The organism is Christiangramia qingdaonensis (assembly GCF_048381525.1).
Lineage (GTDB): Bacteria > Bacteroidota > Bacteroidia > Flavobacteriales > Flavobacteriaceae > Christiangramia.
Window position 1 is genome coordinate 512,384 of sequence record NZ_JBLWIM010000008.1, and the last position, 19,749, is coordinate 532,132.

21 protein-coding genes are annotated in these 19,749 nt (G+C 38.9%); 7 read left to right on the forward strand and 14 right to left on the reverse strand.

What is annotated here, in order from left to right; translation table 11 throughout:
• The 7 genes from ACNI3T_RS03060 to ACNI3T_RS03090 form a co-directional block, all read right to left on the reverse strand.
• Positions 1-679, reverse strand: a 679-nt coding sequence (locus ACNI3T_RS03060) for an acyl-CoA dehydrogenase family protein (protein WP_418226577.1), incomplete at its 3' end; no start/stop codon positions are given.
• A gap of 80 nt (positions 680-759) precedes the next feature.
• Positions 760-1,623 (reverse strand): ComEA family DNA-binding protein, encoded by an 864-nt coding sequence (locus tag ACNI3T_RS03065; RefSeq protein ID WP_418226578.1) that lies wholly within the window; start codon positions 1,621-1,623, stop codon positions 760-762.
• A gap of 12 nt (positions 1,624-1,635) precedes the next feature.
• Positions 1,636-3,708: an amino acid carrier protein gene (locus ACNI3T_RS03070; protein WP_141877080.1), complete on the reverse strand. Its 2,073-nt coding sequence runs from the start codon at positions 3,706-3,708 to the stop codon at positions 1,636-1,638.
• 144 nt (positions 3,709-3,852) lie between these two features.
• Entirely contained in the window at positions 3,853-4,863 is a 1,011-nt protein-coding gene (locus ACNI3T_RS03075; RefSeq protein ID WP_418226579.1) for a potassium channel family protein, read from the reverse strand.
• Positions 4,860-5,069 (reverse strand): PspC domain-containing protein, encoded by a 210-nt coding sequence (locus tag ACNI3T_RS03080; protein WP_416173206.1) that lies wholly within the window; start codon positions 5,067-5,069, stop codon positions 4,860-4,862. Before ACNI3T_RS03080 ends, ACNI3T_RS03075 begins: the two co-directional genes overlap by 4 nt.
• Positions 5,070-5,099: 30 nt before the next feature.
• A complete protein-coding gene (locus ACNI3T_RS03085) occupies positions 5,100-6,377 on the reverse strand; it encodes a DUF2851 family protein (RefSeq protein WP_418226580.1) in 1,278 nt (425 codons plus the stop codon).
• Positions 6,378-6,424: 47 nt separating this feature from the next.
• Positions 6,425-7,117, reverse strand: coding sequence for an SGNH/GDSL hydrolase family protein (locus tag ACNI3T_RS03090; protein ID WP_418226581.1), 693 nt, complete (start codon positions 7,115-7,117; stop codon positions 6,425-6,427).
• Positions 7,118-7,524: 407 nt separating this feature from the next.
• Between ACNI3T_RS03090 and ACNI3T_RS03095 the strand changes: the two genes are divergently transcribed.
• Positions 7,525-7,896, forward strand: a complete 372-nt coding sequence (locus ACNI3T_RS03095) for a hypothetical protein (RefSeq protein WP_418226582.1) — start codon at positions 7,525-7,527, stop codon at positions 7,894-7,896.
• A gap of 38 nt (positions 7,897-7,934) precedes the next feature.
• Here ACNI3T_RS03095 and ACNI3T_RS03100 read toward each other — a convergent pair whose 3' ends face one another.
• The 3 genes from ACNI3T_RS03100 to ACNI3T_RS03110 all read right to left on the reverse strand — a co-directional run bounded on the left by ACNI3T_RS03100 (position 7,935) and on the right by ACNI3T_RS03110 (position 12,381).
• Positions 7,935-10,040, reverse strand: a complete 2,106-nt coding sequence (locus tag ACNI3T_RS03100) for an amino acid carrier protein (RefSeq protein ID WP_418226583.1) — start codon at positions 10,038-10,040, stop codon at positions 7,935-7,937.
• Between the two features lie 38 nt (positions 10,041-10,078).
• Positions 10,079-11,059: a PLP-dependent cysteine synthase family protein gene (locus ACNI3T_RS03105; protein ID WP_295180514.1), complete on the reverse strand. Its 981-nt coding sequence runs from the start codon at positions 11,057-11,059 to the stop codon at positions 10,079-10,081.
• Between the two features lie 89 nt (positions 11,060-11,148).
• On the reverse strand, positions 11,149-12,381 hold the full coding sequence (locus ACNI3T_RS03110; RefSeq protein ID WP_418226584.1) for an ABC transporter permease: 1,233 nt from the start codon (positions 12,379-12,381) through the stop codon (positions 11,149-11,151).
• Positions 12,382-12,387: 6 nt separating this feature from the next.
• On the opposite strand from ACNI3T_RS03110, the gene ACNI3T_RS03115 reads away from it, so the two are divergent.
• Positions 12,388-13,629 (forward strand): exo-beta-N-acetylmuramidase NamZ family protein, encoded by a 1,242-nt coding sequence (locus ACNI3T_RS03115; protein ID WP_418226585.1) that lies wholly within the window; start codon positions 12,388-12,390, stop codon positions 13,627-13,629.
• Between the two features lie 4 nt (positions 13,630-13,633).
• On the opposite strand, the gene ACNI3T_RS03120 is transcribed toward ACNI3T_RS03115, so the two are convergent.
• Both ACNI3T_RS03120 and ACNI3T_RS03125 read right to left on the reverse strand, forming a co-directional pair.
• Positions 13,634-14,476, reverse strand: coding sequence for a thioredoxin family protein (locus tag ACNI3T_RS03120; RefSeq protein ID WP_418226586.1), 843 nt, complete (start codon positions 14,474-14,476; stop codon positions 13,634-13,636).
• Positions 14,477-14,519: 43 nt separating this feature from the next.
• Entirely contained in the window at positions 14,520-15,014 is a 495-nt protein-coding gene (locus ACNI3T_RS03125; protein ID WP_418226587.1) for a YkgJ family cysteine cluster protein, read from the reverse strand.
• On the opposite strand from ACNI3T_RS03125, the gene ACNI3T_RS03130 reads away from it, so the two are divergent.
• Both ACNI3T_RS03130 and ACNI3T_RS03135 read left to right on the forward strand, forming a co-directional pair.
• Positions 15,014-15,715, forward strand: a complete 702-nt coding sequence (locus tag ACNI3T_RS03130; RefSeq protein WP_418226588.1) for a class I SAM-dependent methyltransferase — start codon at positions 15,014-15,016, stop codon at positions 15,713-15,715. The two genes, ACNI3T_RS03125 and ACNI3T_RS03130, sit on opposite strands and share 1 nt — an antisense overlap.
• Before the next feature lie 40 nt (positions 15,716-15,755).
• Positions 15,756-16,532 (forward strand): hypothetical protein, encoded by a 777-nt coding sequence (locus tag ACNI3T_RS03135; RefSeq protein ID WP_418226589.1) that lies wholly within the window; start codon positions 15,756-15,758, stop codon positions 16,530-16,532.
• 51 nt (positions 16,533-16,583) lie between these two features.
• Here the strand turns inward: ACNI3T_RS03135 and ACNI3T_RS03140 are convergent, their stop codons facing one another.
• Positions 16,584-17,531 (reverse strand): FKBP-type peptidyl-prolyl cis-trans isomerase, encoded by a 948-nt coding sequence (locus ACNI3T_RS03140; RefSeq protein WP_322302143.1) that lies wholly within the window; start codon positions 17,529-17,531, stop codon positions 16,584-16,586.
• Between the two features lie 80 nt (positions 17,532-17,611).
• On the opposite strand from ACNI3T_RS03140, the gene ACNI3T_RS03145 reads away from it, so the two are divergent.
• The 3 genes from ACNI3T_RS03145 to ACNI3T_RS03155 are packed head-to-tail and all read left to right on the forward strand — an operon-like array spanning position 17,612 to position 19,106.
• Positions 17,612-18,034, forward strand: coding sequence for an RNA-binding S4 domain-containing protein (locus tag ACNI3T_RS03145; protein WP_418226590.1), 423 nt, complete (start codon positions 17,612-17,614; stop codon positions 18,032-18,034).
• Positions 18,027-18,602: a methyltransferase domain-containing protein gene (locus ACNI3T_RS03150; RefSeq protein WP_418226591.1), complete on the forward strand. Its 576-nt coding sequence runs from the start codon at positions 18,027-18,029 to the stop codon at positions 18,600-18,602. The genes ACNI3T_RS03145 and ACNI3T_RS03150 overlap by 8 nt, the downstream gene beginning before the upstream one ends.
• Positions 18,603-18,605: 3 nt before the next feature.
• Entirely contained in the window at positions 18,606-19,106 is a 501-nt protein-coding gene (locus ACNI3T_RS03155; protein WP_418226592.1) for a phosphoribosyltransferase family protein, read from the forward strand.
• Here ACNI3T_RS03155 and ACNI3T_RS03160 read toward each other — a convergent pair.
• Positions 19,098-19,619, reverse strand: a complete 522-nt coding sequence (locus ACNI3T_RS03160; protein WP_418226593.1) for a shikimate kinase — start codon at positions 19,617-19,619, stop codon at positions 19,098-19,100. The two genes, ACNI3T_RS03155 and ACNI3T_RS03160, sit on opposite strands and share 9 nt — an antisense overlap.
• Positions 19,620-19,749 lie beyond the last annotated feature (130 nt).

Genomic DNA, 19,749 nt, shown 5'->3' on the forward strand with positions numbered 1-19,749 from the left:
CACCAAGTAAATTTTCAACAGGTACTTTCACATTATCAAATGCAAGTTCTGCAGTATCTGATGCTCTCCAGCCTAGTTTATTCAGTTTATTTGCTGAAATTCCTGCAAACTCTTTATCCAATAGGAACATACTCATTCCTTTATTTCCTTTTTCAGGATCTGTTTTAGCAGCTACCACATAAAAATCTGCATATACTCCATTGGTAATAAAAGTCTTTGAACCATTGATCACATAATGATCACCTTTCTTTACAGCAGTAGTTTTCATACCAGCAACATCAGATCCTCCAAATGGTTCTGATATTCCAAGACAACCTATCATTTCACCTTCAATCGCAGGTGTCAGGTATTTCTCTTTGAGTTCATGACTGGCTTCAACCTTTAAATGCGTCATAGCAAGATAAGCATGCGCCCACATCGCTGCTCCAAAACCACCTGAGTTCACTTTCTGAAGTTCCTCAAGAAATATAATTGTATAGAACAGGTCTAAAGCCATTCCTCCATACTCTTCCGGTTGATTAAGACCGAAATAACCCATCTCTCCAAACTTCTTCCAGATAAACCTTTCAATGGTACCGGTTTCTTCCCATTTATCTACGTGAGGCACTACTTCTTTCTGAAGAAATTCCTGAAAACTCTTCCTGAAAAGATCATGTTCCTCTGTAAAATATCTACTCATTTCTATTTATTTTTTCCCGGCTAAAAGGCCGTATTAGCAATTATTATATTTACAATTTCAGATCGATTTTCTAACAAAAATCACTGTACTGACAAATATAATTTAATTCTGTCGATTTTATCGGAAGGAAATCCACTGATTTTTGTCAATTCTTCAAAAGACCGAATCCCTTCATTCATGGTTCTGTGATTTATAATTTTCCTGGCCAGAGCAGGATTAAAATATGGCAATTCTGCCAGTTCAGCTTCTGTGATGGAATTTATATTCTGGAGGATTATCTGTGGTTTATTGATAACCTGGAACTTCTCATTAATTCTGGCGATCACCTCAGGACTTAGTCCGTACACATCCTTCAATTGTTCTTCGGAAAGAAAACCGCCAATGCTGTTTCTGTATTTCACGATCCTCTCTGAAAGTTTTTCACCAATTCCATTTACAACCTGAAGATCTTCAGCAGAAACAGTATTAAGGTCGGCAATCGAAATCACTTCAGCCTTTCCTGTTATGGGTTTCTGAAGCTTCCCGGAGTTCTTAACCCAGTCAGGAAACCTAAAAGAAGGCTCTATGATCATCATCAAACTATCACTTACTCCGGTCACAGTCTGGAATTCTTCAGATGAGTTTATCCATTTATTGGTAGCACGGTACTTCAATAATTTATCGATCTCTTCTACGCTCAATCCTATCTGATATGCTTTGAAATCTGATAAATAGTTCGGATTGAAAGGATAGATGGTATCCTTACCTAAAGGTTTCAGCTTACGGATAGAATCTAACTGATTCTGGAATTTCTGAAGTTTCTCATCATTTACCGGTGTGCTATCTTTAGATATATAATCACTTCCGAAGAGAATCAACTGCAGGATAATAATAACCAAGACCAAAATAAAAATCCCATTCTGCTGACTTCTTGAAAGCGCAAAATGGGATTTTAAAAATTTCATATTAGAGAGAGCCTATGCGGCTGGCTCTTCAGTTTTATGGAATAACTCTCCAGCTTTAAGCTTCTTAGAGTAATCCTTAAGATCATTACTTACTTCTCCAATCATAATATATAGACCTATAATATTAGGGAAGGACATGGCAAGGATCATCATATCTGAGAAATCCAGCACCGCTCCTAAACTAACTGAGGCTCCAACTACTACAAAGATTAAGAATAAAACTTTATAGATAATTTCGTTTATTTTACTTTTTCCAAACAGGTAAGTCCAGGCTCTCATTCCATAATAAGACCATGAGATCATCGTGGAAAATGCGAATAAGAATACTGCTGTAGCCAGAACATATGGGAACCATGAGATCACACTTCCAAAAGCACTTGAAGTTAATTCTACACCGCCAACACCTTCTACTTCGTGCATTCCTGTAAAGATCAATACTAAGGCAGTAAGCGTACAAACTACTACGGTATCGATAAATGGTTCTAACAGAGCTACAAAACCTTCAGAAGGCGGGTGATTCGTTTTCGCTGCACTATGCGCAATCGCTGCAGAACCAACACCAGCCTCATTAGAGAAAGCTGCACGCTGGAATCCTACGATTAGAACACCAATAACTCCACCTTTTAAAGCACTCGGATTAAAAGCTCCATCCCAGATTGCAGTAAATGCAGGACCAATATTTTCAATATTTACACCTATTACAACTAATGCACCTAGCACATAAACTGCTGCCATGATTGGAACGATCTTACCAGTTACCTTAGCTATACTGCTAATACCTCCAATAATTACAATACCTACCAATACTGCAACTACGATCCCAAAAATGAATCCGTTTCCTTCCAGCATTGGAAATTCTCCAGCAAGAATAGAGAAAGACTGGTTGGCCTGGAACATGTTTCCACCACCAAAAGAGGCACCGATCGCAAGTATCGCGAAAAATGCAGCAAGGAATTTACCAAGACCTCTTTTGTTTCTTTTTTCGAGTCCATATCTCAAGTAGTTCATTGGACCACCAAAAACACGACCATCAGCATTTATAAATCTATATTTCACACCTAGAGTACATTCCACAAATTTGGAAGACATTCCAAGAAGTCCCGCAAGGATCATCCACATCGTCGCACCGGCACCTCCTAATGAGATCGCCACTGCCACACCAGCAATGTTACCAAGACCTACAGTACCAGAAACGGCAGTAGCCAGTGCCTGGAAGTGAGTTACCTGTCCAGGAGCGTTTGGATCGTCATATTTACCCTTAGCTAATTGTAAAGAGTGTTTAAAACCTCTAATATTAATAAAACCTAACCTGATCGTGAAGAACAATGCTCCCAATACAAGCCAAACCACAATAAATGGGATGTTTTTAGTTTGAGGGTCTCCATTTGGATGAAGAAGCGCTACCGGCTCATCATATATAATGCTTCCAAAATACTGAGCTCCCTGCTCAATAACATGTTGCTTATTTTCCGAGTTGTAGATTACTTCACCTTCCGCTTGAAACTGATCTAGTGTACCATCAGCGTTCGCAAGCACTTCGATGCTTTCACCATTCTTGGTAACAACCGCAATAGGATCTCCTTCGTTCACATGCTCTCCATCTTCGACCAGCCATTCTTCAAGAACAAATTTAGCATCTTCAGAAGCACTCCAGGTTGGAGCTTCAATTCTTTTTATATCAGCATAAATAACAGGATCGTAAACTCCCATAGCCGTAAATGGATCCCAAAAAAGTACGCTTCCCATACTAGCTACAATAGGAGAAAAAGTTCCGTTGAAGTGTTCGGTAATTGCTTCTGCCTCTACCTGGTACTCACCTTCAAATTTGTTTCCAGCAGCATCAGTAACTACTACAGTATATGGAACACCTTCTGTAAGACCAGCGGTCTTATTAGATTCCAGGCTGGTTCCCTGGTTGGACCATTTATACTGGTAAGGAGGAGTTCCTCCTGTTACATCCAGTTCAATGAATCCATTATTTATTACTTTGGAGGGGTTTCCTACCTGGGCTTTTACGTCTAGTTCCTGTGCAGATAGTCCTACAATCGAAAATAAAAAGAACATTGAAAGCAAATACTTTCTCATATGGAAATTTGGTTATTAATAATGAAGTTAAATTTTCAGCGCGTGAATATGCTAAAAAATTGGGCTAAAACAAACTTTTGGGAGTTAAATTGTGAATGTCATGTTAAAGAAAACTAGATGTTTATTAAAATATGAGTCTGATTTCTAAACCGAATAATACTTTTTTAAATACTCAATTTGATCAGGCCTGCCAATCATAATCAACTTAGAATCACGCTCGATACGTTGAGATGGTTCCGGGTTTACCACATAGGTTCCAGACGGTGATTTATAGCCAATAACAGAGCAACCGGTTTTTTTTCGAATATCGGTTTCAGAAATTGACCTTTCCACTCCATCTGTGCAAATTTTAGAAAATGAGATCTGTTCTACATTAATACTGTCCTGCTCTCCAGAAACAGAAAGATTATCCAGAAATTCGACCAGATCTGGAACCACTACAAGGGAAGCCATATGACTCCCCCCTATTCTATCGGGCATAATGACGTTATCTGCACCGGCCAGTTTCAACTTTTTATAGCTGTTTTCTTCCGTAGCCCTGCTAATAATCTTCAGATCCTTTTTTAACTGTCTTGCTGAAAGTACGATGAACAGGTTATCTGCATCCCTGGGAAGAGCACAGATCAAAGTGGATGCTCTTTCCACACCAGCAAGGCTAAGCACCTCATCTTCGGTAGCATTTCCTACAATATAATTGAGTCTGTCATTTTCCAGATTCTGAAAGACTTCCTCATGATCATCTATGATAACAAAATCCTTTCGATAGTCCAGTAATTTCTGAACTGCCTGTTTCCCGTTTTGACCGTAACCACAAACAATGATATGATCGTTCAGGGAGTCTATCCTCTTCTTCATTTTATTACGTTTTAGATTACCAATATTGTTCTTATTCAGAATATGTTCTGTGATCGTAGAGAGACCGAAACCAAAGATGAACAGTCCGGAAATAATAAAAAAGGAAGTAAATAATTTTCCGTAGGCCCCCATAGGCTGGACTTCCCCATATCCTACAGTACTTACGGTAATGATGGTCATATAGAGCGCATCAATCCATGTATAATCATATAAGAACCTGAAACCAACGATTCCGGTAACGAACACCATAATAATCAAGACTACGGCCAGCCTGATCCTGGAATCTATCAATTGTCTCATAAATCAAATACAGAGGTTCTCTTCGTGTAGATTAGGTCTTTAAGTTTGAGCCAGAAAGCAAGGATCAGGTATACAATAAAACCTGCACCCATGGTAAAAAAGCTTGCATATATAAAGAACAACCGAACATTCTTTGCGCGAATTCCCATCTTATCTGCCATCCTGGTGGATACGTAGAATCCGTGCTTTTCAAGGTAATGTCTCATATTTGATACCATGCCTGCCATATTACAAATTTAAACGTATTTAACAGATTTTCTCAATAATCTAGCGCCTAATTCACACTGCAAACATCTACCCTTACTACAATAATTCTTCTTGAGCTCAAGCGCCGCCTGCGATTCCAGTGCATTCCTGACTGTACCCTGTCTTAAATTATTGAACATATTCACTATCGAGTTCTTTTCGGCTTTCAGGCTTGTTACTATTTCATAGAGACTGGACGCTGGTTCTCCGGAACTTTTTGAGAATGCGAATTTCAATGGGATTACAAAATTGATCAACAATAGTTCTAAAAAAGAGTTGCTCAACTTTTTTGATCTAGATTTATGGGTTTTATCGAAATTGTAGTGAGTCTTCCAGTAAACAGAAACTTCAATAGTAAAAAGGGATCTTATTTCATTCAAATCTTTCGCAGCAATAATATCTGAAAAGAATGAGGGTCGCTGAGCATACAAACTAGCGAGCTGGGCCAACCTGATTGTAGGAAAGTTATCTGGTCTTAATCTGAAAAATTCTGGTTTAGAATCGATCAAAGGTATACGGAACTTATGTTGTAGAAACTGGAATTCTGTTAGTAGTTCTTCTGAATACTGATCTGCTCCATGGATCAAATTAGAATACCCCATAAATAGTGCTTCGAGGGAAAACTGATCTCTTCCTAATTTTGCAACTAGAGAATAGCCCAGATTTTCTGCCAGGTTTGAAAAATAATCGCCATTGATATTTAAACCGAAAGCTCGAAAGATTAGGATCATGCAGGCTGTATTCCAATCATTGTTGGAACGTTGTAATACTTCAAATATCAGTTCTGATTTTCTTTCAAGTCTTTCAAAATATAGTCTTTCGAGCCAATGTTCGATCTCAAAAGTGGAAAATTCAGAAAAACTGTCTTCACAATTGATACTATTATGATGACTTTCCAGCAGGTGACGGTATTTTGAAATCATAGAAAATTCGATGATATTCCTAAATTCTAATACTGGTATAAGGCTACCATCTCTTCGGAAGATGTTCTCATCGTGTTCCCATACCACATGCAGGATCACATTTTCGTAGGCAGGATCTGTTTCATGGTGATGTAGGTACCAGTCTGATGACTTTAGATGCATTTCAACATTGCCAGCCCATTTGATTCCTGAGATTATTAAGTGAGCATTGAAGAAATCCGGGCCGGATAAGTCGTTTTGAGAACCTGTCGAAATGATTTGTAAAGATTCTCCTTCCGAAGTTCTAAGACATTCGGAATCAAATTTCTGAAACTTCCAGAGATAATAAAGAAAGTCTTCCTTCACTCTCCGAATGTATTAAATTATTCATTTGAAAATGAAGTGCTAAAAAATTAATTAGGTAATTTTTCTGCTACCTGAGAAATGTATTGTTCTACCCAAAGTTGATACTGTAAAGCACTTGGATGCAAACCATCACTTGCTACCAGTTCAGGGTTGTTGCTATCTCTTGAAATTGGAGTGATATTATAGAACACTACTCCGAATTCATCTGCAACTCTTTTAAAAACCTGGTTGAACCTGTCGATTTCAGCACTGATTTTCTCCTGGTTTGAGGATCCAAAAGGGGTATAACCATAATCCGGAATACTTACGGCGAAAACTCCTTTTTCCAGAGTTTTAGAATGATTGATCGCACGCCTGAAGATCTGGCGTAGTTCTTCCTCGTATTCTGTAATAAGTTTACCCTGATACTGGTTGTTAACCCCAATCAAGATAGAAACCAGGTCAAAATCGCGTTGCACTTCCAGGTTCTGGTCCATTCCCCGCAATAGATCTGAAGTCGTCCATCCCGTTTTTGCAATGATCATAGGTGCAGCCATTTCATAATTTCTATTTCGAAGTTGCTCGGTTAATTGAACAGGCCATCTTTCAGTTTCCCGAACGCTCTCCCCTATCGTGTAAGAATCTCCCAGCGCCAGGTAGGTATATTTTGGATTATCTGGAGTTTCGTTGCTGGTAGTATCCATGGTAGCATTGCAGGATACCATAAGTATTGCTAAAAGTAAAAAGTATAGATTTTTCATAAGTTCAATTTCAGCAATGAAAATACTTTATATAAATTTATTCTGAAATAGAATTCAGTATAATTCTGAAGACTCAAGTTTTCATAAAGCTTCATTAATTGGAATGGCTGGATGACCAGTTTTTTTATCTTAGAATTCAATTAACAGATCAATTGATTTTCAGCAGTACAGTTCACACAACTGAACAATTCGATCAAAGAGCAGTACAACATGGAGAAAAATCCGAAGAAAACTAAACTAAAATCCAGTCGAAGACCCGGAGAATACAAACGGAAGTCAGCCCCGGAACCTGCTGAGGAACATAAAAATCCTATTGTACGCTTCCTTGCCAAAACCGGGTACACGGTCTGGCTCATTGTACTTGGAATAGGTATTGTAATTGCCTTCGTAGTATCTGTTGCGCTCCTATGAGATTACTGAATACCACCTTTATTCTATTCGTACTGATCTTTATACTTTTCGAGGCTCTAAAATTTACTGGAGTGACTTTCCCAGTATGGACTACATCATACCTCAATGACTTTTTATGTATGCCTATCATTTTGACCGTATGTCTAAAAATGGCACACTACCTCACAAAGGATAGATCGATTAAAATAAGTATCGCCCAGGCGCTAGCACTTACTTGCTTTTATGCTATCTATTTTGAATTGATACTTCCGCAGTTTTTAGATCGATATACTGCAGATCTCGTTGATGTTCTACTCTATTTTATTGGAGCCATTCTATTTCTCTTTCTGCAAGCCTCTGATGATTTGAAACAAAAAACTCTTCCGTAGAAGGAAGAGTTTTTATAGATCTTTCAGTAAAAACCTTATCAGGCATCTCTGAATTTAGGATTGATGAACAATTCTCCATTTTTGAGTCGCTCCCAATAGGTTTCCATATCTGCTCTGACTTCCGCAGACATAATATATAATCCAATGATATTAGGAAATGACATCGCAAGAATCATCATATCTGAGAAGCTCAATACTGCTCCAAGACTTACTGATGCTCCTACAACTACAAATATCAGGAATAAGACTTTGTAAATAATTTCAGATTTCTTGCTTTGCCCAAATAAATAGGTCCAGGAACGCATCCCGTAATAAGACCAGGAAACCATCGTGGAAAATGCAAATAAGAAAACCGCAAGTGCCAGGATTGCCGGGAACCAGGAAATAACACTTCCAAAAGCATCTGAAGTCAATTCAACCCCTTTCATTCCACCGCCTACTTCATGCATTCCGGTAAAGATAAGCACCAATGCCGTCATAGTACACACAATCATGGTATCTATAAAAGGTTCCACTAAAGAAGTAAAACCATCTGCAATAGGATTATTGGTTTTGGTAGCACTATGTGCGATAGCTGCCGAACCAACCCCGGCTTCACTGGAAAATGCTGCTCTTTGCAGACCAACAATTAAAACCCCTATAAAACCACCTTTTAGAGCATCTGCTGAAAAGGCTCCGTTATAGATCGCTGAAAATGCAGCACCAATATTTTCAATATTCACCCCGATCACAACTGCGCAACCAAGGATATAGATAATCGCCATTACAGGCACCACTTTTCCAGTGACCCGGGCAATACTATTGATTCCCCCAAGGATCACCGCTCCAACCAGGATGGCAAATCCAACCCCAAACAAGAATCCCTGACCTTCCAGAAAAGGTAATTGCTCAGAAACTATTTTAAATGCCTGGTTAGACTGTATCATATTACCACCGCCAAAAGAAGCTCCAACTCCTAATATTGCAAAGATACTGGCAAGGAATTTCCCAAGACCTTTCATATTTCTTTTCTCAAGACCGTAACGAAGATAATTCATAGGTCCACCAAAGATTCTACCGTCTTCATTGATCTCCCTGTATTTAACTCCTAATGTACATTCGGTAAATTTTAGAGACATCGCGAAAAATCCGGCACAAAACATCCAGAAGGTTGCCCCTGCTCCACCAAGTGAAATTGCAACGGCAACACCAGCAATATTTCCAAGACCAACGGTTGCAGAAACTGCTGTGGCCATTGCCTGGAAATGCGTAATTCTACCCGGAGCATCAGGATCGTCGTATTTCCCTTTGGCCAATTGAATAGAATGAGAAAAACCACGAATATTTACGAAACCAAGTCTTATAGTAAAGAATATACTTCCGAGTATAAGCCAGATCACTATAAAAGGAATGGAGTTGGTAATCACATCACCATTGGGATGATGCAAAGGCTGTGGCTCATCAAATTCAATTTTGGCGATCATATGAGCATTTTGCTCAATAACATCATCCTGATCATTCGGGTCGAAAATCTCGTTGCCTTCCAGAACGAGGTAGTTCATGGTACCATCAACTTCGGAAAAGATCTCTTTCTCCTCCCCAGATTCACTTTCTATAATAGCAATTTTATCACCTGCTTCTACCTGGCCACCATCTTCAACCAACCATTGCTTTAAACTGAAGGTTTTACTAGTTGTGGCATCCCAGTTTGGGATTGGTATCTCTCTATCATTGGTATAAACAACCGGGTCGTAGATCCCAACTGCAGCAAATGGATCCCAGAATAATATTCCACCCAGAAAATCTACTGCCGGCTGCACTTTACTGTTAACCACTTCTGTGATCGCTTCAGCAGGTATTTTAAAATTTTTGGTAACACTTACTCCGTTTGCATCGGTCACTGTTACCGATTCTTCCTGACCTTCAGTGATACCTGTAGATTTATTAGATTGAAGGGAAGTGCTTTGCTTTGTCCATTTGTAAGTGTAAGGAGCTTTCCCTCCTTCAATATGCACCATGGTGACACCATCATTGATCTCCCTGGTAGGATTGTTTAGATCTAAAGTAACTTTAAGATCTGATTCTTTCCTTTCATCATCCTGCGCATTTATGGAAAGCGACAGCATAAAGAATAAACTGGTTAAAAACCACGCATTCTTAGTCATATAAAAAATCAATTAGTTCCTACATTCTATAACTGGTGTTAGTCGATGTAACCCATTTTTCTCATCCAGTCATCATTATACATTTTACCAACATATCGGCTTCCGTGGTCATGGAAAAGCACTACCACGACATCATCCTTAGTAAAATGTTCTTTTAATTGTAACAGCCCTTTTACCGCAGCACCTGCACTATTACCTAAGAAAAACCCTTCTTCCTTGGATAATTTCTGCGTATAAACTGCTGCATCTTTATCTGTTACCTTCGTAAAACCGTCGATCACATCAAAGTCAACGTTCTTAGGTAAAATATCCTCTCCAATTCCTTCGGTCACGTAAGGATAGATCTCCTTTTCATCGAATTCACCAGTTTCGTGATATTTCTTGAATACTGAACCGTAAGTATCTATTCCCCAAACCTTAATATCGGGATTTTTTTCTTTCAAATACTTACCAACTCCAGAAATAGTTCCACCAGTTCCTACACCAACAACAAAATGGGTTACTTTCCCGTCTGTTTGTTTCCAGATCTCAGGACCTGTAGATTCGTAATGAGCTTCACGGTTAGCAAGGTTATCATATTGATTCACATACCAGCTATTTGGAGTTTCTTCTGCAAGTCTGCGCGAAGTAGAATAATAAGATTGTGGATCATCTGGCTCCACATCTGTAGGACATACAACCACTTCACTTCCAACTGCGCGAAGGATATCCATTTTTTCCTTACTCTGCTTGTCGCTCATCACACAGATCATCTTATAACCTTTAACGATCGCTGCAAGTGCCAGTCCCATTCCTGTATTTCCTGAAGTTCCTTCAATGATGGTTCCTCCTGGCTTTAATAAACCTTTGGCTTCGGCGTCCTCTACCATTTTCACAGCCATCCTATCCTTTACCGAATTCCCGGGATTAAAGGTTTCATATTTTGCCAGTACAAGCGCATCGATATCTTCAACGATCTTGTTCATCTTAACCATAGGAGTATTCCCAATGGTTCCTAATATATTCTCAGCGTAATCCATGCTTTCATTTTTCTTTAACGTCTGCAAATGTAAAAAAACCTTTGGCCTTAAACCAAGCTTTACAACGTCAACTATGAGAGCTGCAATTATTAATCGAATTTGATCGCCTTAACCGGAGAGATCTTAGAGATGATCACTGATGGAATTAGCAGCATAAGCATGCAGAGAATCAAAGTTCCGGCATTTACGAGTAGAATATAATCCCAGCTTAGATAAATTGGAACTTCGGTTACATAATAAGTTCGGGGATCCAGCGGAATCAGTTTAAAATACTTCTGAAGCGCCAGCAGACCAATTCCTATTAAATTACCCCAGAAAAGCCCCAGGACTATTAGATAAGCCGCGTTGTATAGAAAGATCTTTCGAATACTCCAGTCCGCTGCTCCAAGTCCTTTCAACATCCCGATCATTTGGGTTCTTTCCAGTATCAAAACCAATAATGCGGTGATCATGTTGATCCCTGAAACAAGGATCATTATGCCCAGAATAAGAGCCATATTAAAATCAAACAGGGACAACCACTCAAAAATGGAATAGTATTTCTGACTTATAGTTTGGGTATCCAAGAAAGATCCTGTATTCTCATAAACTTCGTTGCCCTTGGTGTCAAGTTGATCAAAATCTTCTACGAAAACTTCAAAATTACCGATCTCATCCTCTTCCCAACGGTTTATTCTCTGAATATGCCTAATATCTGTAAGCATATATAACTCGTCAAATTCCTGAAAACCGGATTCGTAAACACCAACAATTTCAAAACTACGTTGTATTGGCAGATCACTATCATCACGCATAAAATACGTAGCCACCCGGTCTCCATTCTTCAGCTTAAGCCTGTTCGCCAGATATTCAGAGATGAGAATTTCGTTATTCAGGTTTTCAGAATAGTTGGGCAATCTACCCTGCGTAAGAAATTCCTCGAAATAATCCCATTTGTAATCGGCTCCTACACCTTTGGCTACGATCCCTTCAAAATCTTCTTCTGTTCGTATAACGCCAAAAGTACTTGCAACTGCCTGCACGTGATCGATCCCTTCCACACTGGTGAACTCAGGATAAAAGTCCTGATCTGTAGATACGGGTGTTAATGAAACTTTGGAGCTATTGTTATCATAGCTGGAGATGCTAATATGACCGTTAAAAGCAGCGATCTTATCCCTTATTTTTTCCTGCAGTCCAAGACCGGTCGCAAAAGACACGAGCATCATCACAACCCCTATAGCAATTGCCGTGATCGCTATTTTTATTATAGGAGCAGATATGCTACTTTTATATTTTTTCGCGCTAATAAGGCGCTTTACTATAAAGTACTCGAAATTCAAATTGCTATGATTAAGAGGTTGGTCAAAAGTACATTATTATTCTTTGTTTTTGGAATTCTTTCCTGCGGAAACGCTCATAGCGAAAGCTCTTCGGAAAATTCTGAAGTTGTCTCACCGGAAAAACTTTCAGATACGGTTCCTTCTGAAGTTTTACCAGCCGCAAACAGGATGGATCTTATACTTCCGAAGATAGCAAACAGAACTATCGGAATTGTGGGAAATCAAACTTCCGTAGTAAAAAGAAAGAATGGAGAATACACTCATCTTGTGGACACTTTATTAAGCAAAAATGTCCAGATAAAAAAGGTTTTCGCACCCGAACATGGTTTTCGCGGAACTGCAGATGCTGGCGAAACCGTCAAAAGCGGTAAAGACCCAATTAGTGGCCTTCCGATTATTTCTCTCTACGGAAGCCATAAAAAACCAACTGCTGAAGACCTGAAAGGTATAGAATTACTAATCTTCGATATCCAGGATGTTGGAGCCAGGTTTTATACATACATCTCGACAATGCATTATGTCATGGAAGCCTGTGCTGAAGAGGGAATTCCGGTTCTAATTCTTGACCGACCAAATCCTAACGGACATTATATCGACGGTCCAATTCTCGAAAAGCAACATCAAAGCTTTGTAGGAATGCATCCAGTACCGGTAGTGCATGGAATGACGATTGCGGAATATGCAAAAATGATTAACGGAGAAAAATGGCTTGAGAACGGAATTCAGTGTGAACTGGAAACAATTGCTATGCAAAATTACCAGCGTAAGATGAGCTACAATCTACCTGTAAAGCCATCACCGAATCTCCCTACTGCTAAATCGATCAATCTTTACCCAAGTCTTTGCTTTTTTGAAGGAACGAATGTGAATGCCGGTCGCGGTACTATACTTCAATTCCAGGTTTTTGGCTCACCTTTTCTGGACCAGGAATATTTCGATTATGCTTATACTCCCAAGTCTATGGAGGGTGCTAAATATCCAAAGCATGAAAATAAGGAATGTTTCGGGCGCAATTTGAGCACCGCGGAAACATTGAATTCCATCAACCTGGAATGGTTGATAGAAGCGTATAAAAACACTGAAGATCAGGAACAATTTTTTAATGATTTCTTTGTGAAACTTTCAGGAACATCATTACTGAAAGATCAAGTTACAAAAGGTCTCTCTGCTGAAGAAATTCGGTCATCCTGGAAGCCAGAACTGGAATCATTTCAAAAAACACGCGCAAAATATTTGATGTATCCTTAGATGATCAGCTCGTTTCCTGCAGATTTTTAGCCCTGGTTTTATAAACATCTGAATTGTTTAGTTTTTCCAATTCTTCGGTCCACTTACTAATTTGTGCCTCTTCACCATTTTCTACGGCCATGCAGTAATTTAGAAAAGTATATAACCCCCAGTTATATTTACGCAATTCTTCTTCGTCAATTTTCTTCTTTAAAAACCTTTCAACCTTTCTGTAATTACCCTGATAGAGATCAACATTTGTCACAAGTAAATCCAGTTTCTGACTAATCATCTTATAATTAGACTGTTTTTCGTCCAGCAGATCCTGAGCTTCATTAAGATATTCTTCGGTTATATTTAGAATCGGTCGTCGAAGATCCTTATCCAGATATAAACTATAATCCAGGTATTTCTGTGCTAGTCTAAGAGCCGTGGAATAACTTGGTTTTCTTTTGTAATAAGCCGACTCTACCTGCAAAAACGAAGTATTTAATTTGAACTTCTCCAGAACTCTCATGGTCTCCAGTTTATTGGTATAGCCAAGATTGTTATGGATTACCTTTCCATTGGCATCCATGATCACCACATACGGAATTCCTTTTACCCCATACTCCATGTTCAATTGACGCTGAGTGTCGAAATCAACTCTTAAAGGAATATAGTTTTGCATCACTTTTTGGATCTCCTGATCACTCCATACATCACGATCCATAGCCTTACATGGACCGCACCAGGTAGCCCAGAAATCTACCAATATCAATTTGTTACTGGCGATAGCTGCATTTTGCGCCGCTTCGAGATCTGTATACCAATTATTTGCAAAGAGATTAGACCCACATAAAAGCAGGAGAAGAATAAGACTTTTCATCCTTAAGGTTTTCCCAAAAATATAATTTTTTTAGTCCTAAGTGTTACGATTTTAATCTTTTTTTCATTTCCTCGACTATATTGAAAGCCGCCGGACAAATGCTAGTATTTTTTATAGTGAGAGAGGATATTTTATGAAAATCCTTGCGGTCTGTATGAGGATATTCCCGGCAGGCTTTTGGTCGCTGATCATAAATACCGCAGTAATTATCGTCGCCTAAAAAAGGACATGGCACCTGCTGCAGCACATAATCGTTCTCCTCATCCAGCCTTAGGTAAGTATCTATAAAATCTCCGGGCTTCATTCGAAAATGTTTACTGATTCTTCCAATGTCTTTTTGTGTAAATAAAGGTCCCGTAGTCTTACAGCAGTTAGCGCATTGCAAACAGTCGGTTCTGGAGAATTCTTCCTCGTGCAATTCTACCATGAGCTTGTCGAGATCCTTAGGAGGACGCTTCTTTAGTCGCGAAAAGAATTTTCTATTTTCCTTCTTCTTATCTTTGGCGCGATTAGGTAAACTTTTAAGCTCTTCATCCATTGGACAAAAATAAGGATATATTCGGCAAAGCCATTGCAGGCTACTACAAAGAAAAAGATGAAACTCCCATCACGGTGCATTCACCAGACTTTGAAAATGATGAAATACCCGTCGCTTATCTGTTTCGGAATTTTGAAGAAATGCCGAAACTTGAACAGAAAGCACTAAAACTTTGTAAAGGCAGTATTCTTGATGTTGGCTGTGGGGCCGGCAGTCATGCCCTTTATCTTCAAAATGAGCTCAAACTGGATGTTCAGGCTATCGATACTTCTTCCGGAGCTATAGAGATCGCAAAAGAACGCGGACTCACCCACGCGGCTGTTCAGGATTTCTATAAGATCTCTTCGGAAAGATTTGATAGCATTCTTATGCTAATGAATGGAACCGGGATCATTGGAAAACTTGATAATATCGATGATTTCCTTCAACACTGCCATAAGCTTCTGAATGATGACGGGCAGCTGATTCTGGATTCTTCAGATCTTATTTATCTTTTTGATGATGAATTTATAGATTCCGAAGAATATTATGGGGAACTCACTTATGAATTGAGTTACAAGGGAGAAACTTCAGATCCTTTTGACTGGTTATACGTAGATAAAGAAATTCTTCAGAAGGCAGCACACAACAACAATCTTTCCTGTGAGATCGTTCTTGAAGGAGAACATTATGATTACCTGGCGATTCTCAAAAAACTCTAACTCGTTATTTTTCATATTTTTGCGCAAGATCTAATACAGAATGAATAAAATTTACAAAGCTTTTTTAATCCTGTTCTTGAGCGGCTTAGCTGTATCGTGTAGTAAGGATTCTGATAATGATTCCGAAGATGGAAATACTAAAGCGGCTAACTTAAAGGTTACCGGTTCATCTGCTTCAGATCTATTAAGTGATACTGAATTTACTTCAATGAATATTGAGATCGTATATGCTGAAGGCTTCAGACCCGAGACTGATGCGATCGATGCTTTTAGAAATTTCCTGGAAAGCAGAGTTTATAAACCCGATGGAATTACCATTAATTTACGCTCAGTTGCAAGTTCCGGACTCACTCCTTTCGATGAAGATGATTTGAGAACGGTAGAAACCAATACGCGCACGGTTTATACGGTAGGCGATGAAATTGGTGTCTGGATCTATTTTGCAGCTGGCAAGAAGATCAACGATTCCGAAACTAAGATCACCCTGGGAACAGCATTCAGAAATACTTCGATTATCCTCTACGGGGAAACCATCAAAAACTTTGCAAGCAAGTTCAACGCTCCCAATAAGGCAATTATTGAGGCCGCTACGTTGAATCATGAATTCGGACACTTATTTGGCCTTGTCAACCTGGGCGTCGAGCCAGTTACAGATCACGAGGACCCGAATAACACTGCACACTGTTTTACCGATAAATGCCTAATGAAAGCCAGTATCGAATTTGGTAGCGGAGTCATCAATACTATCGACAATAATAATCTTCCTCAGCTGGATGATGCCTGCATTCTGGATCTGCAATCTGCGGGCGGAAAATAAAAAACCCGGCGATCGCCAGGTTTTCCATTTTAATTTGTAATAGCTATTCTACTATTGAAACACGTCTGGATCCAGGTAATCTGGAGTTCCGTCGTTATCTGAATCGGTCAAGATCAAAGTTCCATCCTCAGTAATTTCGATTTCATCTCTTGTAGGAGTACCATCACCATCATCATCCGGATCTGATAAGTTTGGAAGTCCATCCTCATCTGTATCATCTGAAGTCACATCATTATCTCCATCCAGGTCTTCCATAAATGAAGGAATACCATCATTATCATGATCTGCCTGGTTCACCACATAACTACTAATTTGAAAAACTAGCGGTGAGTATACTGGTATGGTTTCCGGTGAATTAAAGTAATAAGCCAGCCCGGAAGGCATAAAAATGGCACCAATCCCGTAGTCATTATTCCATTCTACAGTATTATCTGCATTGACTGTAAAACCAGTAGCTGCACCAAACTCAGTTAATCCAGCCTGAAATCCTTTAATAACTCCGCCAAGAGGTGTTACACGGTTATCAACGATCCCAAAATATGGTGAAAGATTAAACCAAACAGGGTTTCTTAAGTTAGAGTCAAAAACAGTTCCTGTAAGAAGTTCTCCTTCATAGGTAACAAAGGTAGAATCTGCAAAGGTAGGTTTCGCTCCAGCGCCTTCACGTACTTTTAGTACATATAGATTCTGGTCTACACCTTCATGATTTACAGTTTTCGTTATTAATTTATCTGAATTGATAATCGGCTGCTTATCTGCATTTTCTCCAGCGATCGTATCGAATACGATCTGATAGTTGAAATCTTCAGAAGGATTTTCGAAATCTTCGTAATTATAGAAGTGCGTCGAAAGGTAGTCTAAAAGTGCCTGGTCATCCTCGACCGCAACCTCTGTACGGTCACGAACTTCTACCTGGGCGAGACCACCATCGTCATCATTATTACATGCAAATGCAAGAAAAGCCGTAAGACCAATCAGCATCAATTTGTTTATTCTCATCAGAATTTTATTTTGGAGCCGCAAGATACAATAATCTTGTATTTTTGTTCAATATTGAACGGCGATTTGAAGGTATAAGTATGAGAGTTGATAAGTTTTTATGGTGCGTACGCTATTTTAAAACCCGAAGTCTGGCAACAACTGCCTGCAAGCAAGGAAAGGTAAGATTGAACGATGAGATCCTGAAACCTAGCAAAGATGTATTTCCTGGTGATAAACTAAGAGTTCGTAAAAATCAAATCAATTATGAGCTGGAGATCCTCGATCTTCCCAAAAGTCGTGTTGGTGCGAAACTTGTGAATATTTATGTTCATGATATTACCCCGAAAGAAGCCTTTGAGAAACTGGATCTTTTAAAATACTCCAAAGACTATTACCGCAAAAAAGGTACTGGTCGACCTACTAAGAAAGACCGTCGTGATATTGATGACTGGTTTGAAAATACAGATGATGGCTTGGGCGAAAAAAAGGATGATGGTTTAGAGAAGAAAACAGATGACTAAAGATTATTGGAACGATAGATATAGAAATAATCAAACCGGATGGGACCTTGGAGCTGTTTCTCCGCCGATTATGGAGTTTGCAGACGGTATTGAAGACAGGGATCTAAAAATCCTGATTCCCGGCGCAGGCAATGCATATGAAGCTGAATATCTTTTCAAAAGTGGTTTCAAAAATGTGTTTCTCTGTGATATTGCTGAAATTCCTTTAAACTCATTTTCACGTCGTAATCCTGAATTTCCTGAACAACAAATGCTGCACCAGGATTTTTTTGAAATTGAAAATTCCTTCGATCTAATTCTGGAACAAACCTTTTTCTGCGCCTTACCAGTTTCAAAACGAAATGCGTATGCTCATAAAACCAGTGAGCTTCTAAGTCCTGGAGGTATTTTGGCAGGTTTACTATTCGATTTTGAATTAAAGGAAGACGGTCCACCTTATGGCGGCAGTCGTGAAGAATATTTAACTTATTTTCGTCCGTATTATCATATTGAAATTCTGGAAAAAGCATACAATTCCATAAAACCACGTTTAGGGAATGAACTATTCTTTAAATTCCGAAAAAAGTAATCTATGAAAGCCAAGCATTCAATTCTCAACCAGGAAGAGATCAAGCATAAAATTAGGAGAATAGCCTACCAGATCTATGAAAGCAATGTAGATGAGAAGGAGATCATTATCGCAGGAATCGCCAATAATGGATATATTCTAGCCCAGAAACTTGAAAAGGAACTTCATGATATTTCACCTTTAAAAACTACTTTGGGTAAGGTAGTGATCAACAAAAAAGCACCGCTCGATCCTATAAGTGTTTCCTTAAGGCCTGAAGAATATCAAAATAAATCTTTGATCCTGGTGGACGATGTATTGAATTCTGGCTCCACCCTAATTTATGGAGTACGATACTTTCTCGATGTTCCAATTAAAAATTTCAAGACTGCCGTGCTTGTGGACCGGAATCACAAACGATACCCGGTGAAAGCTGATTTTAAAGGCCTCTCTCTTTCGACCTCTCTAAGCGAAACGGTAAAAGTTATTTTTGAAAAAGATCATGAACGTGTAGAGTTATCTTAAAGTCTCCATTAACTCCTGTGTGATTTCAGAAGGATCTTTATCATTACAATCTAGTATTTTTTCACTTTGATTGTAATAAAAGCCTCTTTCAAACAAATGCTTTCTAATAAACTCTTCCAGTAGCTCCTCGGTTTCCAAATGACTTATCATTGGCCTGTCTTCTTTTTCTTGTTTCAATCTCTGCAATAAAGTTTGAATGTTCAGCTTAAGATAAATAGATCGTACCAAATCTGCATTTTTTATAAGCTCCATATTGTCACCATAACACGGCGTTCCACCACCAAGTGAAACTATAGCGTCCTCATCAAGGTCAATTAATTTCTGCAGCATTTTTCTTTCAGCTTTTCTGAAGAAGATTTCTCCTCTTCTAGCGAAGATTTCTGAGATCGCCAAGCCGTATTCTTTTTCGATCTCCTGGTCAAGATCATAAAATTTATGGTTTAACTCTTCAGAAAGCAGTTTTCCAACGGTGGATTTACCACTTCCCATGTATCCAATCAAAAAAAATTTCATCTGTAAATCACTTAAAATGAGCAAAAGGCAAAACTATGGTAAAATTATAGCAATTATGTCTTGAAAAATAAATTAATGCATGTATATTTGCACCCGCATTCGCAAAAAGACGGATGCTTTTTAATGATCT